15 protein-coding genes are annotated in these 14492 nt (G+C 53.7%); 10 read left to right on the forward strand and 5 right to left on the reverse strand.

Going from position 1 to position 14492, the window contains the following annotated elements:
- Nucleotides 1-2: 2 nt before the first annotated feature.
- From ACK5JN_RS02960 to ACK5JN_RS02970, 3 genes are read left to right on the forward strand one after another with little or no spacing between them, the layout of a single operon-like run.
- Nucleotides 3-473, forward strand: coding sequence for a hypothetical protein (locus tag ACK5JN_RS02960; RefSeq protein ID WP_416868792.1), 471 nt, complete (start codon nucleotides 3-5; stop codon nucleotides 471-473).
- Entirely contained in the window at nucleotides 409-1539 is a 1131-nt protein-coding gene (locus ACK5JN_RS02965) for a phage portal protein family protein (RefSeq protein WP_416868793.1), read from the forward strand. The genes ACK5JN_RS02960 and ACK5JN_RS02965 overlap by 65 nt, the downstream gene beginning before the upstream one ends.
- On the forward strand, nucleotides 1536-2879 hold the full coding sequence (locus ACK5JN_RS02970) for a phage minor head protein (RefSeq protein WP_416868794.1): 1344 nt from the start codon (nucleotides 1536-1538) through the stop codon (nucleotides 2877-2879). The genes ACK5JN_RS02965 and ACK5JN_RS02970 overlap by 4 nt, the downstream gene beginning before the upstream one ends.
- 48 nt (nucleotides 2880-2927) lie before the next feature.
- On the opposite strand, the gene ACK5JN_RS02975 is transcribed toward ACK5JN_RS02970, so the two are convergent.
- From ACK5JN_RS02975 to ACK5JN_RS02985, 3 genes are all read right to left on the reverse strand, one after another.
- Nucleotides 2928-3665 (reverse strand): DNA-methyltransferase, encoded by a 738-nt coding sequence (locus ACK5JN_RS02975; RefSeq protein ID WP_416868795.1) that lies wholly within the window; start codon nucleotides 3663-3665, stop codon nucleotides 2928-2930.
- Between the two features lie 41 nt (nucleotides 3666-3706).
- Nucleotides 3707-5887, reverse strand: coding sequence for a phage tail tape measure protein (locus ACK5JN_RS02980; RefSeq protein WP_416868796.1), 2181 nt, complete (start codon nucleotides 5885-5887; stop codon nucleotides 3707-3709).
- Nucleotides 5888-5992: 105 nt separating this feature from the next.
- The gene (locus ACK5JN_RS02985) at nucleotides 5993-6733 is read right to left on the reverse strand and encodes a hypothetical protein (protein ID WP_416868797.1); all 741 of its coding nucleotides are present in this window, start codon (nucleotides 6731-6733) and stop codon (nucleotides 5993-5995) included.
- Nucleotides 6734-6852: 119 nt separating this feature from the next.
- Here ACK5JN_RS02985 and ACK5JN_RS02990 point away from each other — a divergent pair, with 119 nt between their 5' ends.
- The 6 genes from ACK5JN_RS02990 to ACK5JN_RS03015 all read left to right on the forward strand — a co-directional run bounded on the left by ACK5JN_RS02990 (nucleotide 6853) and on the right by ACK5JN_RS03015 (nucleotide 12108).
- Complete coding sequence (locus ACK5JN_RS02990; RefSeq protein WP_416868798.1) at nucleotides 6853-7407, forward strand: phage tail protein I; 555 nt, start codon at nucleotides 6853-6855, stop codon at nucleotides 7405-7407.
- Nucleotides 7400-8887, forward strand: a complete 1488-nt coding sequence (locus tag ACK5JN_RS02995; RefSeq protein ID WP_416868799.1) for a phage tail protein — start codon at nucleotides 7400-7402, stop codon at nucleotides 8885-8887. The genes ACK5JN_RS02990 and ACK5JN_RS02995 overlap by 8 nt, the downstream gene beginning before the upstream one ends.
- A gap of 1 nt (nucleotide 8888) precedes the next feature.
- Nucleotides 8889-9479 (forward strand): tail fiber assembly protein, encoded by a 591-nt coding sequence (locus tag ACK5JN_RS03000; protein ID WP_416868800.1) that lies wholly within the window; start codon nucleotides 8889-8891, stop codon nucleotides 9477-9479.
- A 23-nt stretch (nucleotides 9480-9502) separates the two neighbouring features.
- Nucleotides 9503-9931 carry a CHAP domain-containing protein gene (locus ACK5JN_RS03005; protein WP_416868801.1) on the forward strand — a complete coding sequence of 143 codons (429 nt, stop codon included), beginning with the start codon at nucleotides 9503-9505 and terminating at the stop codon, nucleotides 9929-9931.
- A 64-nt stretch (nucleotides 9932-9995) separates the two neighbouring features.
- Nucleotides 9996-10301, forward strand: a complete 306-nt coding sequence (locus ACK5JN_RS03010) for a hypothetical protein (RefSeq protein ID WP_416868802.1) — start codon at nucleotides 9996-9998, stop codon at nucleotides 10299-10301.
- 247 nt (nucleotides 10302-10548) lie between these two features.
- On the forward strand, nucleotides 10549-12108 hold the full coding sequence (locus ACK5JN_RS03015; protein WP_416868803.1) for a heparinase II/III domain-containing protein: 1560 nt from the start codon (nucleotides 10549-10551) through the stop codon (nucleotides 12106-12108).
- 30 nt (nucleotides 12109-12138) lie between these two features.
- On the opposite strand, the gene ACK5JN_RS03020 is transcribed toward ACK5JN_RS03015, so the two are convergent.
- Together ACK5JN_RS03020 and ACK5JN_RS03025 are read right to left on the reverse strand one after the other, a co-directional pair.
- A complete protein-coding gene (locus ACK5JN_RS03020; protein ID WP_416868804.1) occupies nucleotides 12139-12861 on the reverse strand; it encodes a phosphodiester glycosidase family protein in 723 nt (240 codons plus the stop codon).
- 3 nt (nucleotides 12862-12864) lie between these two features.
- Nucleotides 12865-13044: a YoaH family protein gene (locus ACK5JN_RS03025; protein WP_163449278.1), complete on the reverse strand. Its 180-nt coding sequence runs from the start codon at nucleotides 13042-13044 to the stop codon at nucleotides 12865-12867.
- Between the two features lie 91 nt (nucleotides 13045-13135).
- Here ACK5JN_RS03025 and pabB point away from each other — a divergent pair, with 91 nt between their 5' ends.
- A complete protein-coding gene (gene pabB / locus ACK5JN_RS03030; protein ID WP_416868805.1) occupies nucleotides 13136-14491 on the forward strand; it encodes an aminodeoxychorismate synthase component 1 in 1356 nt (451 codons plus the stop codon).
- Nucleotide 14492 lies beyond the last annotated feature (1 nt).

Raw genomic sequence — 14492 nt, forward strand, 5'->3', positions numbered from 1 at the left:
TGATGACCCTCAACGACCTGCGCCAGCTAATAACGGAAGGTGAAGTAAAGGCCGCACTGGATCAGCAGATTTATGATTCGCTGACGTTCAACCGGGAAGGGAACACCCGTGTGAATGTGCCTTATGCCATCGCGGCAGCGGCTCGTTGGGGGTACGCCCGCCTGCTGGGGGCAAAGGCACAACACAAGGGATTCGACGAGGATGAACTGGAAGTTATCCGTGAAGCCCTGATTAAACGCGCTGTTTACGAGCTGGGCCGCACTTCCGAGTACAAAGAAAACTTTGATATGGACAGGGACGACGCCGACACGCTTTTTGATGCAGTGCTCGGTCGCGGCGATGGCAGCAGTGACAGCGGAGATAACGGAACGTCAGCCGACGCAATGGTCGGCGCATCAGGTGTCCAGTATGAGCAAGTCCATAAACCCTGCAACTCAACTATATTCCCAGCTGCCCGTTACCGGGGCCGCTAACGCCTTCTCTGATTACTATCCCGTACCGGTCAGCCTCGGCATGGCCGGTAACCAGTTCTCTGATTATTACTGGATGTGCATTGATGCCATGCTGCAGGACGAGGAAATCACTGCAGACCTTGAACTTCGCCACTCCACCAGCTTTATGACCCCGTACCGCGTTGAGGCCACCAGCGAAGACCTGAGCTTCGCCAATGCCGTTCTGGCCCGCCTCGACCTGGATAATCTGATCGAGCGCTGTCTATACCATGCTGATTATGGCTTCAATCCGGTTGAAATTGACTGGGTTAAAGATAACGGGATGGTGCTGCCGGTGGCATCTGAGCGGCGTCATCCGCGATCATTCCGCTGGGGGAAGAACGCCCAGTTGCTTTACTCCAGCACTGGCGGCACCGGCTTTGATTATCAGACCGTCCCGGTGGGGAAAGTGATCCCGATTGTGCGCAATGGCTCCCGTGAGAAACCCTACGGCGAGTCAGTGCTGGAATCGGCCTGGGCCACCTGGCAAAGCAAGTGGTCCCATGTGGAGCAACTGGAGCGCCTGTCCTCAAAATACAGCGTCCCGACGTCCATTGCGCTGATAGACAGCGGTAACGCTACTCCTGACGGTCTGAACGATGTTGCGGCCCAGATGGCTGCAATCGACAGCGGCGGCAGTGTGGCGCTGTCAGGTGTGAGGGAGGTAGTCCAGCTCACCGCAGCGGGTAAAGCGTCTGAGCTGATGGGCGTTATTAAGGACTTTGACAACAAGCTGGCGAAGCTTATCACCGGGCAGACTCTGGTGAACGGGACGCAAAAATACGGGTCGAGGGCGCTGGGTGAGATTCAGGAACGCGCCGTTCTGCGCATCATGACCAACGATGCCCGCACGGTATACGACGCCCTGAACAAAACCCTGCTGCGCTGGATCTTCCAGTTCAACAACCGTCCAGGCAGCGTGCGCATGGTCTTTGATAAGAAAGCATTCCAGCAAAGCATGATTTCAATGCAGGGCAACGGCGGGAGTATCACCCTGTCCAACACCGGAGACGCGTCGCTGAAACGCGCTAAGGGGCTGTGCCTGTGAGCGAGCTAAGCAGCACTGACGACCGCGAATACGATTACCTGCAGCAGCTGGCCGCAGCGGAAGACCTCGGACTGCAGGTGACCGCGCAGGCGTTGTCCGACGAAATCACCGCCCGGTTCGATGATGAAACCGTCGTGCCATCGGATGAAGTGGATCAATACGCTACGCTCTACACTGATTCGATGTTGTTGTCCTGGTTGCTCGGGCAGTATCACGTCATGCAGCTGGTGGCCCAGCCAGTCGAGCTGGCCGACGGCGACGAAGCCAGCATTGATGATGCTGAAATGGTCTTTTCTGAAGCCATCGATTTTTTGCGTTCTCAGGTGCCGACGGACTCCACAACGTACCGGGATATGGAAGCGAATATTAAGCTGCGCGGTTTTACCGTTGCCGCCGTATCGTCACAGCACGCGGTCGATGACGTGAAGCGGCTTTATGAGGCAGCGCTGAAAACCGGCCAGACCTCATCTGAAGCAAAGCAGAATATGAACGCTTATCTGATGGCTGCAGGCGTTTCACCGGCTAACCCGTACTATCTGGAGCTGCACTACCGCAACAATATGATGACCAGCTACAACGTCGGGCGCTGGACGCAGGTTGTGGACAATGACGCGGTGCTGTATCTGGTTTATGTGTCCGTGCTCGATGACGGTACAACAGACTTATGCCGTCATCTGGATCATACGATAAAAGAGAAAACGAATGAGTTCTGGCAGAAGTACTACCCGCCAAACCACCATAAGTGCCGTGCAACCGTTAGCCCCTACAGCCAGACACAATACGACGCGTTGCCAGACAGTGTGAAGAATGCCTCTGCAGCGGTGTCCGATCATGCCATCAAAGGCAACAGCACGATGGCCGCAGAACATCAGTTCAAAGGTTCGCCGGTGAATACTATGTCCACATTGCCCGCGTCCCTCATGGCACAGGCGCAGTCTTACGGGCTGGTCAGCAACATACTGAACTACACACGCAGCGTCAGCGGTGACGTGCTGAGCGCAAGGAACGCCACGCTTAAAGCGTCTGCAGTCAGCCCGGACATCATCAGTAAGGCGGTGAAGATGGACCCGGCGCTGGACCCATTTGCCGAAATGGCCGCTGGCATCACGCAGAACGCCGACGAGATGCGGCTGGGGTTTTTGAATCTCTATGACAGCGAAGACCCGACGCTTGCCATCCAGTATCTGCAGCAGGCTGATGAAGATACCTGGCTGGTGGGTTCTGCACCGGCTTACACGGAAGATGGCGTTCTGCAGGTGCAGGCACTGACCGATAAGCAACGGCAGCAACTGGAGGGCAACAGCATCAGCTATACCGACGAGGGAACGACTATCCATTAACACAACGCCCGCAGATGCGGGCGCTGTTTCTTCTGCTATCTTCTGCCATTACTGCTCTGTTTTCCCCACCTCCAGCTCCAGACGGCGACAAGCATCGTCGAATGTCTTCTGATGCAACTCAATCCCGGTAAAGCGGCCACCACGACGCAGCACGGGGATGGCCGTTGATGCAGACCCCATAAACGGGTCCAGAACATGTGGCTCTTTTAACGGCTTGATCAGCGCATCCATCAACGGCACCGGCTTTCCGGTCATATGCCATTTCTCTGAGGGGATTACGCGCTGGGTGACTAATCCCGGCCAGGGGCCACCGTGCGAACACTTCGGCAACGGGCCAACGCTTCCCCACGCGACATATTCGCACTGGTGGCGGAAATAGCCTGTATGCGGCGCACGGCTTGACAGGGTTTTATCCCACGGGATGATCCCCCGCCAGATAACGCCGCCTGCCTGCAAAATATCCGTGGTGGCCGGAAGCTGTCGCCAGTCGGTAAACAGCATCACATAGCCGCCGGGTTCGACCAGACGAACGGCTTGCCCCAGCCATAGCACCGACCAGAACGCCCAGGAATGCGCGTCACGGTTGTCGCCGGAAAACGTCGTATAAAGCGCGGGGTTGTGGCAGTACTTACTGCCCGGTGGAGCCTGACGTTGAGAAGTATAAAGCCCTCCGCTGCTGTATGGCGGGTCAGTTATCAGCCCGTTAAATCCGGGCGTTAACTCTCTCATTACGTCCAGTGCATCACCACAATATAACGTCGCATTGCCGATAGTTTCTTTTTGCATGATGGCTCCATTTAAAGCGATGTAAAAAGGCTTTAAAGCGGCTAATTACTTGGCCGCTGGTGGTCGTTCGTGCTCATTAACTGTGACAGGGCGTATTCCAGTGACTGGATAAGCTCAGGGTTAGACTGCCGGAGTGCTTCCTGCAGGGCTTTGCTGATGTCATCAGGGTTGGCGGTCATCGCCTGAATGTTAATAGGCTGGCTGAGGTTGATGTTCAGCCCGTCGAATGAAGCGGTGGTGCTGTCGGCGCTGGCAGCGTCAGGTGACGGCAGGCCTGCTGCAGTATCAGTCATGCGTTTCTGGGACTTATCGTCATCGTCGGTAAACCAGTCGTACAGCTTTGACCCCAGCTTATCGCCGCCCCAGTAGCCCAACGCGCCACCAATCAGGCCACCGATGGCCGTACCCACGACCGGCACGACAGAGCCAACAGCAGCCCCAGCAGCGGCACCCGCGCCAAGCCCGCCCAGCGTACCGCCAACATCACCAGCAACACCGCGCATGTTTCCCTGCTGATAATCGGAATAAGCGCTAAGGCCACCGGCTGCAATCTGCCCGGCGGGGCCAAGCCAGCGACCGCCAATTCGGCCAACGCGCCCGAAAACGCCAGCCGTCCGGGAGAGGATGCCGCCAGCCTCGACAGCTTCACCGGCTGCAGCTGCAGCGCCACCCATACCGAACAGAGAACGCGCACCGCCCAGCAGCTTGAACAAACCACGGAACTTACCACCAGCCAGCCCCAGCCCGAGTAAGCCCATGCCCCCGGCAGTCAGTAACGGGTGGCTGTTCATCTCACCTGAAATCCCGGAGCTTAGGGAGCCGAGCGCATCAGCAAACACGTTCAGTTGTTTGGTGGCATCAGCTGCGCCGTTCTCAAGTCCGTCCATAGCTTGCTTTTGGGCTGCTTCAACATGTTCCTGCGTGGTCAATAGTTCTTTGGGATCAATACTGGTTGAGTCTAAATAATTGCCCAGTACTGAACCTGAGTTAAGAATGGCATTGCCGATAGGCGCTGCGGCTTTTTTCCCTGAGTCTTCCGCAAGAATGGTCCCCCCGATTTGCTCGGATATGTCACGCAACGCCAGAGGGTTTTTCTTGCCAATTTCACCCAGTATCGAGTAAAGGCTACCAACATCACCGGCGGTGCTTTGCCCCGATGCAAGATGCTGCTGGTAGTTTTCCAACGCGTTTCTGAATTTATATTTGAGGGAGGAATCGGTTATTTCTTCTATCACACCCTTTGTCTTTCCATGACCTAATAACGTTTGCATCATGCCCTGGTCACTCAGGCGGGCGTTAAACGTCTCTTTTAATGAGTCGCCAATTTTATCGTAATTAAATACTCCGGCTCGCTGCCCGGCTTGAAGCGCAGCGAAGAACTGTTCTACGCTTAGCCCGCTGCTGTGCAGGTTGGCATAATATTCCTGGACAGTATCAAGAAGGTCGTGCTTCTGGTCGCCAGTTTTTTTGAATGTGTCATAAATCAGCGCAGTGGCTTTTTCCGGTGATACACCGCTCCTGATTAGCGGGCTAATAGCGCTAACGACTTCCTCTTGGTCATAGTTGGTTAATTTGCTGAGTTTTAAAGCAGCATCTGAGGCTTGCTGATTTTGGGTTCCTTTCAATCCGGTTTGCTGGTTAATTAGTGTCTGCACCCCCATAATTTCGCCAGCTTCGATGTTATAACGCCCCTTTGTATTTTTAATAAAATTACGCTGACTTGTACTTGTGATTTCGTCCATCGAATAATTAGAAAGCTTACGCATTTCTATTTGTGCTTTTTGCACTTTGTCAGCCATCGACATGAAGTTTTTCAACAAACCAGAACTGGCGACGGCAGTCACACCACCGACGATCATGTCCTTCATGCCAGACCGTTTCTGTAGCTCAGAGTTGGTTTCCTTCATCTGGCGGGACAGACGGGCTTCTTCCTGTGTGACGTTGTTAATATCGACCCCGGCCTTTTTCAGGCTTTTGGCAAGGTCTGTAATTGTTTTCTCCTGGTTCTTAATGTCCTCCGCGCTGGCATCACCAGCACGCATCAAATCCTCCAGCGCTTTGGTGGCCTTCTGGTAGGAACTGACATCATCAAAAGTCTTCTGAAGCTGCGTGGTGTCTTTCTCCAGTTTGTTCACCTCAGCGTCTATTTGCTTCGCTTTTTGGGTAAACATATCCTGAATGCCAACCATCAGCTCCAGTGCAAAATCGCTACCTTCAGCCATTACTAATCTCCATTGCAAAAAGTAATTCCTGCCACGTCATCCCCATCACTTCAGCGAAGCTCGAGCGCTTCACTTTGGGATGGGTCAGGTAATCAACTGCCTTTTTTAACGTTTCGCCTCTGACGCGGATGAGGCCGGACTCTTTACCAGTAGCTGGTTCAGCAGCATCAGGTCCGGATAAAGGAAGTTATCGACAATAAACGCCAGCGTGACATCCACCTGATTGGTTAGTCGTGGCTGGCCGTTCTCCATCGTCAGGGTGCCGAAGGTCATCGTTCTGGCCGCAGTACCGGCAATGACGATGTCCGTGAAGTGATGGCCCCAGCGCTCAAGCGAATAACCGCGAGATTCAACGTGATCGCGAACAACAGGACGGCGGGTGCGAATAGCTGCGTTAAATTCAGTGCCGTGAATGGTGTAGGGAATATGCAGCGGAATAATGTCGTTATTAACGATAAGACCTTTGATTTCCTCTGGCGTCATTGGATGCCTGGCACCTTTCCCCATAAGGGCATTAATCCGGAGTAAATCGGTATAATCGAAATTATCAATAATCCAGTCCGGGGTAACAGTGAGTTCATTCGACAGCTGCAGCTCGTCACCGTTTTTCACTGCTTTACCAAACTTCATCACAGATGCGGCCACAAAGGCGATAATCACGTCGAGGATTTCCCCGTCGAAGTTTTCAACGCTGAAGCGGCAACCGCTGACCCGGTCTGCTACAGTTGGAATACGTAGCCGCTTAGCCGCGTTAACCAGCTGCTTATGGTCAAATTTATAATCAAGAATAAGATTGACCATATCAAATTTTTCGATAGTCTCTTTTAGCTCGTTAGGTTTACTCACGTCAGCACTCCTCAGTTAATTTCCTGTAGTGTAATTCACCCTCTATTCCATAATGGCAGTACTGCCACCTCCAAAAATTTACGGTGCTAATATCAGCTCGTAAGTCAGGCGAGGTAATTATGATTCCGTCAATTCTGTTGAAGAAGAAGTCATTAAAAGCGGTTAAAGAGATAAGCCAGAAAGAAATGGCAAGTCTTACACCGGTCATCAGGCAACTGGTGATAATGGACATTGATAATGTGCTTCCTCAGTTCCTGCCGTTTCTGGCGGCATGGTTCAGAGTTGAATACTGGGATTCGTCCTGGACAATTCCGCAACAGCGGCAAAAGGTAAAGCAGGCTCTCGTGGTATTTAAAAAGCTGGGTACACCGGATGCCGTCGAACAGACAATTGACTTTTTGTCTGAGGCTTACGGTTATCCCCTGAAACTTACTGAATGGTTCGACATGCAACCCGAAGGAACGCGGGGGACGTTTATTATCGACCTGCTTTCAGGCGACGAGGGGTTTCAGTTAAATGATGAATTCTACAACAAGCTTTTCTCAGGGGTCGAAAGAAACAAACGCGGCTCGCAGCACTGGGGTTTACGTATTAAAGGAAACGTGTCTGGTACTGCTTATGTGGGTAGTTATTTATATTCTTCTGAATTTGGCTCGGTAATCAGCAATGAGTGATTTTAAAGCGATATTAACGGATTTAGGTCAGCAGTTAATCACCACCGCTTATCAAGCCGGTGAAGTAGTCACTGTCACACAGATGGCTTTTGGTGATGCTAACCAACAACCTGTCACCGTTGACCCTGCGATGACGGCCTTAATTCATCAGACGGCTATTCTTCCGCTTACTCGTGGCCCACAGACGGAAGACATTATCGGAGGCGGCATTGATATTTTGTCCTCTGATTATCCTGATTCGTGGATTTATGAATGTGGGCTGTTTGATGACGATGGCAATCTTATTATCTATGCCAGCTATCCACCGGCCCTCGTTCCTCCTGATGTCGATAATGTCAAAAAAGGTGTGTCCATTGATATTGGGCTGGTTATGTCCAGCACCGACGGCATTACTGTATATGTTGATCCAGAAATTGAGGCACTAACGAAGGCTGTTGCCGACACGCTGTATTTTAAACTTGACCAGAACTTTGCAGAGCTGGAAGACGAGGACCACGGCGACGAAGCTAAAGCTGAGGCTCGGGAACATTTGGGCTGCGGAACGGCTGCCGTACATGATGTGACTGAATCATCCGAAGATACGACAACTGATCGCGTATTGAAGGTCGGTGATTATAATCTCGGGCTGAAAGACATTACATCTCAGTCATTCGATTTTAATGTTTACGAGTTTATTTCCGGGCAGCGAATGCTTGTAGATTTAGCTAATTGCACCAATGTCCCTGCTGATTTGCTGGCATCCTATGCCGCGAATAGTTTCCCGAGCTTTGTTATTGCCTGTACGGATAATAATGCAGGATATGAAACGCAGGTCGTGGAAATTATAGTTGTTCCGACATGGTTCGATACGCCGATGTTAGTAATGAATCGGGATAACTCAGGTAACTGGTCCTCACAGCGTTTCTATTCAACTACCCACAAACCGACCGCTGGCGATGTCGCCGCGCTGCCAATTGCTGGCGGAACAATGACAGGGAGAATTACGCTAAGTGGAAATAGTGCATTAGACTTCCCTGAAACAACTTATGTCAATCAAGCTATCGGACGTACGGGTACATATGCAACATCGACGCTCGATTATCGGTGGGAGCTGTTTGCCATAAGTGTGGCAGACCAAACCATTCGCTCTAATATCATTACGGTCGACATTACTGATATATCAAAGGGGGCATCAACTAGCGGTGGTGGTACAAACTCAACAACACAAATTACTTTAGCAGCAGGCCTCCATGTTTCATATCAAGTTGTCCCCGGTGATTATGGGAATTTTGATTCTCGCTACATTGCTGATATTCAGCTGGGTGCTGTAGGGCAAACAACAACATGGAATCAGTCTGGTCACTGGCCGAATAAAGCCGGTTATGTACTTACCTCTGTATCCAAAGACACGGAAGACTACAACATAGATGTTGTTTATTACGCCCCATTACAGAAAAAAACAAAAACAGGTTCGTGGGTAACAGTGGCCGGTGGAGTGTAAAATGCAAAATATCAAAAATTTCAAAATAATTAAGCCCTCAAAAAAGCTATTAAAAACTTACGCCATTGACGGTGGTGAAACACCTCTGTTCCTGCAAGCAGATGACGGCCAGGACTGGTATACATGCCAAGCGTTATTTTCTGATGATACTGTGAAAATACAGTATGACAGCGATGGTGTGATTAGGTTTGTTGTCGATAAGCCAGTACCGCAGCGTGGCAACGTATATGCCGTATCCATGCTCTGGCCTGATGGTATGAGTGTTGCCGAAATTGCTCAGGCTGATTACCCGGCTGGTTGTTGTACCGACGGCACATGGAAATTTGATGGTGTAAGTATTTACCAGGATTCTGAAGTTCTTGCATCTCAAATATCAAGTGGTAATCAGCGCCTGCGCAAGATGCATGCATTAACAGCATCATTAGCCATCGCGACCATTCAGGCGGGCATGTCCCAGAATCGACAACAGGAAAATGACGATTCCCTGTTACTTCAATGGCAGGATTATTTATGCAACTTACGGGCTATGACCGAAGAAGAACTGCAACAATCACCAGCACCATTCCCTCTTTCACCGCAGTTAATTTTTTAAACTATTAAACTCAGGAAATTAATATGAAAATTATCGATATTGCCAAGTCACAATTAGGCGTTTCTGAACAGCCATTGGGTAGCAATGATGGCCCTCAAGTAAAGGAATATTTAAAATCTGCTGGCATTGATTTTCCGGCGGCATGGTGCGCGGCGTTTGTTGTGTGGTGCCATCTGCAGGCTTCTATCAACAGCATACCTAAAACTGGGGGAGTTCTGGATTTATGGAATAAGTCTCCTGATAACCGTGTTATAGACCCTCAACCTGGTGACGTTATGATCCTGGATTATGGCAATGGACAAGGGCATACGGGGATTGTCATTGAAGTTAATGGAAATACTCTGACAACGATCGAAGGGAATACAAACGACGACGGCAGTCGTGAAGGTTACGAGGTGGCTCAACGTTCCCGCTCGGCCGGCAAATGCAAAGGTTTCCTGCGCTTTGTGTAAGTAGCGAAGTATGTAACACAGACAAATAACCTCTCGAGTGAATTATATATTTCAAAGGTAAATTATGAAAGCTAAATTATGTAACGCCGCCATTATTGTTGGTGCATTTATTTTGTCCGCCTGTTCTGTGACTCAAGACCAATTGAAGCAAGAACATGATCTGGTGTCGGCGTTACGTGAAGTCAATAAAGCTGATCGCGAAGTCTCGCGACAGGAACAAGCTGTGAAGTTGTCTGGTGCGTCTCTGGCAGCCGCTAACGTAGCGTTGGTCAAAGCAAAGCAGGACCAACAGAAAGCCCGTGATAACTTCAATAATATGTATTCTGCGTCTCAGGTCACTCCAGAACCATCACCGCAGCCAGCTCAATAATAAAAAGACATAATCTGTCTAAGCAGCGGTTGATAGCCGCTGCTTTTATTATTGAGAATAATTATCATCATTCTTTATGATTCGCCTAGGTTCGCTATTATTCGAAATTAAGCGGGATATTTTGGACTCTTCTCGGCTTTGTCGTGAGTCCAGAATACACCGCTATTCAGTCCAAAATTTCGCGCCGCGTGTCATTTACCCGGACTATGAAGTTCACGGCGGCATTCCCCACAACGGCCCGGGCAAGATGAACGCCCAAACGCTATGCGAAGCCAACTGTATTCTCGATATGGCGCTGGGCTACGATTTTATTCAGCAAAGCCTGGCCGACGCCGAGCGGCAGCATATCAGCCAGCGCCTGCTGCGCTGCGCAGCGACGTTTTTGCAGGCCCATCGCAGCCCGCAGATTCATAACCACGAGGTAAAAATCAGCGCCGCGCTGGGCGTGCTGGGCTTTGTGCTGGAGGATGACGGCCTGCTGGAGTTTGCCGTCAACGCCCCCTACGGGCTGCGCTGGCAGCTTGAGCATGGCCTGCTGGCGGAAGGGCTGTGGTTTGAAGGTTCGGTGCACTATCACTACTACGCGCTACAAGGCTTTTTCGCCTTTGAAAAGCTGGCGCGCGGCACCCGCTGGAGCCTGCTTGACGGCCCGTGGTACCCGCAGATGCTTCGCTTCCCGCTGTCGCTGCTGCTGCCGGACGGCACCTTCCCACGGCTCAACGACTGTATCGCCGGGCAGGAGCAACTGCACCACCGGGACCTGTATGAGTTTGCCTGGTTTATCTGGCACGATCCGCAGTACGCGGCGGTGCTGCAATTTACCGAGAGCCAGCCGGAGGAGAGGGAAACGCTGCTGTGGCGCGACCAACCGTTACCGGAGACCACGCCAGACCTGATTCCGCAGCAGTCGCTGTTTGCGCCAGGGGCCGGGCTAACGCTCTGGCGTCGGCCGCAGCATCAGCAGGCGGTGCTGATCAAACACAGCCCGTGGGGCGGCGAGCATGACCATTACGACCGGCTTAGCCTGCTGCTGTGGCAGCGCGACGGCTGGCTGCTGCCGGATCTCGGCACCACCGGCTACGGGGCGAAAATGCACTATGACTATTACAAAAACAGCGCGACCCACAACACGCTGACGGTGAATCAGACCAATCAGCCGCCGGCCAACGCAACGGTGCTGGGCTGGCATATGGGCGATGACTACCTGTGGCTGGATACGGCGGTTGACTGGTCGCAGGCGCCGCCGCAGCTCAACAGCCATACCCGGGTCGAGTGGGACGTTGACGCCTGGCGCGAGGTGCGCTTTCGCCGCCGCCTGCTGTGGCTCGACGATGTGCTGATCGATCTGTCAACGGTCGATAACCCGCACCGCCAGCAGCTTGACTGGACGCTGCACCTGGCCGCGCAGGCGCTCGATCAAAGCGGCACCCCGCTGCCCTTCGCGCTTAGCGGACCGCTGCGTCAGATGTCCGATTCAACCATGACGCCGCTGCACGGCTGCCAGCCGCGCCACTTCGCCCGCGAAGGCGATACCGTAGCGCTGTGGCTGGCCGGTGACGGCGAGCTGTGGCAAGGGCTGGCGCCGGATAACCCGGCGGTAGGCAACCTCAGCTATCTGGTCATGCGCAACCATCTGCCGCAGGCGCGATTTGTCTGTCTGTGGGATCTGGCAACGAAATCGCCGCTGACCGAGGTCAACGTGCATCACACGGCCATCGGCACCCAGCTCTCGTTCTGGCGCGGTGATCGCGTGGCGCATGTGACGCTGCACGATGACCCGGCGTTGCCGCCGGATATCCTGCTCTGACCCGCCGCCTTCCGGCGACGGAAGGCGCATTTACCGTTTCTCGACGGTGATCATGCTGACGAAAGGATGGTACTGCCAGGGAATCGAGCCGCCCTGCTGGTACATTTTTGAAATGGTGCCGTCGAGGTAAAGCATCTGCCGCACGTTGAGGCGCGATTGCGCGTAACAGGCAAAGTCGTAGAAGTTGCTCTCCCGATCGCTCAGCATGAACACCACTTTCCCCGTCGCGGTGATGCCGACGCCGTTGCGCAGCTTACGCGAACTGGCCGACGGCTTTAGCCGCCAGTTAATCACGCCGTTTTCAATCAGCATCGGGCCAGACTGCACCGCGTAGTCCATCCCCTTTGTCGATTTCAGCTTATCGAGGCTGACGATCCCCGCCCGCTGGCCGCGTAGATAAAATACGCCGCCGGGCTTAATAAAAAAGTTACCGCCGCCGGAGGCGCGGTTCACCGCCACCTGCTGCTGGCCGTTTTCGATATACAGCCCCAGCGGCGCATAGGCTTTATCGTAGATGCCGCCGTTCATCGCCATCCGCACCCGGCCATCGCCGTTGATCGCGTTTAATAGCCCGCGCAGCGAGTCGTAGGCCTTGCCGTTGGGTTGACGCCAGTACATGGCGATGCGCTCGTGTTGAGCATCGACGGTATAGCTTTGCAGCGTGAGAGTGGGATCTGTCAGCTGGCACGCATCCTGCGCAGCCGCCGCCAGCGGCGCTAGCGCCAGCAGCAGCGGTGTAAACCGAAAGGTCATCGTTTACTCGTCTTCATCCTCGAAACGGGCGACGATACGTTCACCGGTATGGGTTGCGCGCAGTTCATCAGCCACCAGCGCAATCGCCTGGCCGCTCGCCATGCCCTGCGCCATCAGTTCCTGAATACGCTCGACGGCTTTCTGCTGTTGCTCATGGCTCAGCGAAGGTAATCCTGCAAACATCATTTACTCCTGCTACATTGTGTGCGCTTATTATTTCATGCTGCCCGATTATTCGCCATAGGCAGCGCAGACCTGGCTGGACAGAATAACGATGTTACACCCTTCAACCATGACGCTTCCCTGGCGACAGGACGCCGCAGAATACTACTTTGCCCCGCTCAGCACCTCACCGTGGGCGATGATGCTGCACTCCGGCTACGCCGAGCACCCGCACAGCCGTTACGACATCGTGGTGGCTGAACCGCGTAAAACGCTGGTGACTCACGGCGAAATCACCACTATCAGCGGCGAGAACGAAACCATCACATCGGCCGGCGATCCGCTGCATCTGCTCCAGCAGGCGCTGGATGGCTGCGGTTTCACCCGCCAGCCGCTGACCGATTTACCCTTTACCGGCGGTGCCGTAGGGCTGTTCGGCTACGATCTGGGGCGTCGCTTTGAAACACTGCCCACGCGCGCGCAGCAGGATATCGCGCTGCCGGACATGGCGGTGGGGATCTATGACTGGGCACTGGTTGTCGACCACCAGTGCCAGGTCGTGACCTTGCTGAGCTACGGCGATGTCAACGCACGTCTCTCCTGGCTACAGCAGCAGACGGCACCGCCGGCGGTGCCTTTCGCTCTCACTTCGGCGTGGCGGTCCAATATGAGCCGCCAGCAGTACGGCGAGAAATTCCGCCAGGTGCAGGCGTACCTGCACAGCGGCGACTGCTATCAGGTCAATCTGGCGCAGCGCTTTCAGGCCCGCTATCGGGGCGATGAATGGGCGGCGTTTGTCCGCCTGAACCGCGCCAACCGTGCGCCCTTCAGCGCGTTTCTGCGCTTTGCCGACAGCGCAATCCTCAGCCTGTCGCCGGAGCGCTTTATTCAGCTCGAGCAAGGCAAAATCCAGACCCGCCCGATTAAAGGCACATTGCCGCGCCTGAACTGCCCGCAGGCCGATGCGGAACAGGCGCAAAAGCTGGCCAGCTCCCCCAAGGATCGGGCCGAAAATTTGATGATTGTCGATCTGATGCGCAACGATATCGGCCGCGTCGCGACGCCCGGCAGCGTCAAGGTGCCGGAACTGTTTGTGGTGGAGCCGTTCCCGGCGGTGCATCATCTGGTGAGCACCATTACCGCCGATCTCCCGGCGACGCTGCACGCCAGCGATCTGCTGCGCGCCGCCTTCCCCGGCGGCTCGATCACCGGCGCGCCGAAAGTGCGGGCGATGGAAATTATCGACGAGCTTGAGCCGCATCGGCGTAACGCATGGTGCGGCAGCATCGGCTACCTTAGCGCCTGCGGCAATATGGATACCAGCATCACCATCCGCACCGTAACCGCGACCGACGGCACGCTGTACTGCTCGGCGGGCGGCGGGCTGGTGGCCGATAGTGATGAAGATGCGGAATATCAGGAAACATTTGATAAAGTTAATCGTATCTTACAGCAACTGGAGTCCTGAG

It is taken from the genome of Kluyvera sp. (assembly GCF_047971185.1).
Lineage (GTDB): Bacteria > Pseudomonadota > Gammaproteobacteria > Enterobacterales > Enterobacteriaceae > Kluyvera.

Bases quoted from the DNA above. Each gene is read 5' to 3' on its own strand.
- ACK5JN_RS02965 (WP_416868793.1), top strand. From the start codon at position 409: ATGAGCAAGTCCATAAACCCTGCAACTCAACTATATTCCCAGCTGCCC.
- ACK5JN_RS03005 (WP_416868801.1), top strand. From the start codon at position 9,503: ATGAAAATTATCGATATTGCCAAGTCACAATTAGGCGTTTCTGAACAG.
- ACK5JN_RS03000 (WP_416868800.1), top strand. From the start codon at position 8,889: ATGCAAAATATCAAAAATTTCAAAATAATTAAGCCCTCAAAAAAGCTA.
- ACK5JN_RS03015 (WP_416868803.1), top strand. From the start codon at position 10,549: ATGAACGCCCAAACGCTATGCGAAGCCAACTGTATTCTCGATATGGCG.
- ACK5JN_RS02980 (WP_416868796.1), bottom strand. From the start codon at position 5,887: ATGGCTGAAGGTAGCGATTTTGCACTGGAGCTGATGGTTGGCATTCAG.
- ACK5JN_RS03020 (WP_416868804.1), bottom strand. From the start codon at position 12,861: ATGACCTTTCGGTTTACACCGCTGCTGCTGGCGCTAGCGCCGCTGGCG.
- ACK5JN_RS03025 (WP_163449278.1), bottom strand. From the start codon at position 13,044: ATGTTTGCAGGATTACCTTCGCTGAGCCATGAGCAACAGCAGAAAGCC.
- pabB (WP_416868805.1), top strand. From the start codon at position 13,136: ATGTTACACCCTTCAACCATGACGCTTCCCTGGCGACAGGACGCCGCA.
- ACK5JN_RS02990 (WP_416868798.1), top strand. From the start codon at position 6,853: ATGATTCCGTCAATTCTGTTGAAGAAGAAGTCATTAAAAGCGGTTAAA.
- ACK5JN_RS02960 (WP_416868792.1), top strand. From the start codon at position 3: ATGACCCTCAACGACCTGCGCCAGCTAATAACGGAAGGTGAAGTAAAG.
- ACK5JN_RS03010 (WP_416868802.1), top strand. From the start codon at position 9,996: ATGAAAGCTAAATTATGTAACGCCGCCATTATTGTTGGTGCATTTATT.
- ACK5JN_RS02995 (WP_416868799.1), top strand. From the start codon at position 7,400: ATGAGTGATTTTAAAGCGATATTAACGGATTTAGGTCAGCAGTTAATC.
- ACK5JN_RS02975 (WP_416868795.1), bottom strand. From the start codon at position 3,665: ATGCAAAAAGAAACTATCGGCAATGCGACGTTATATTGTGGTGATGCA.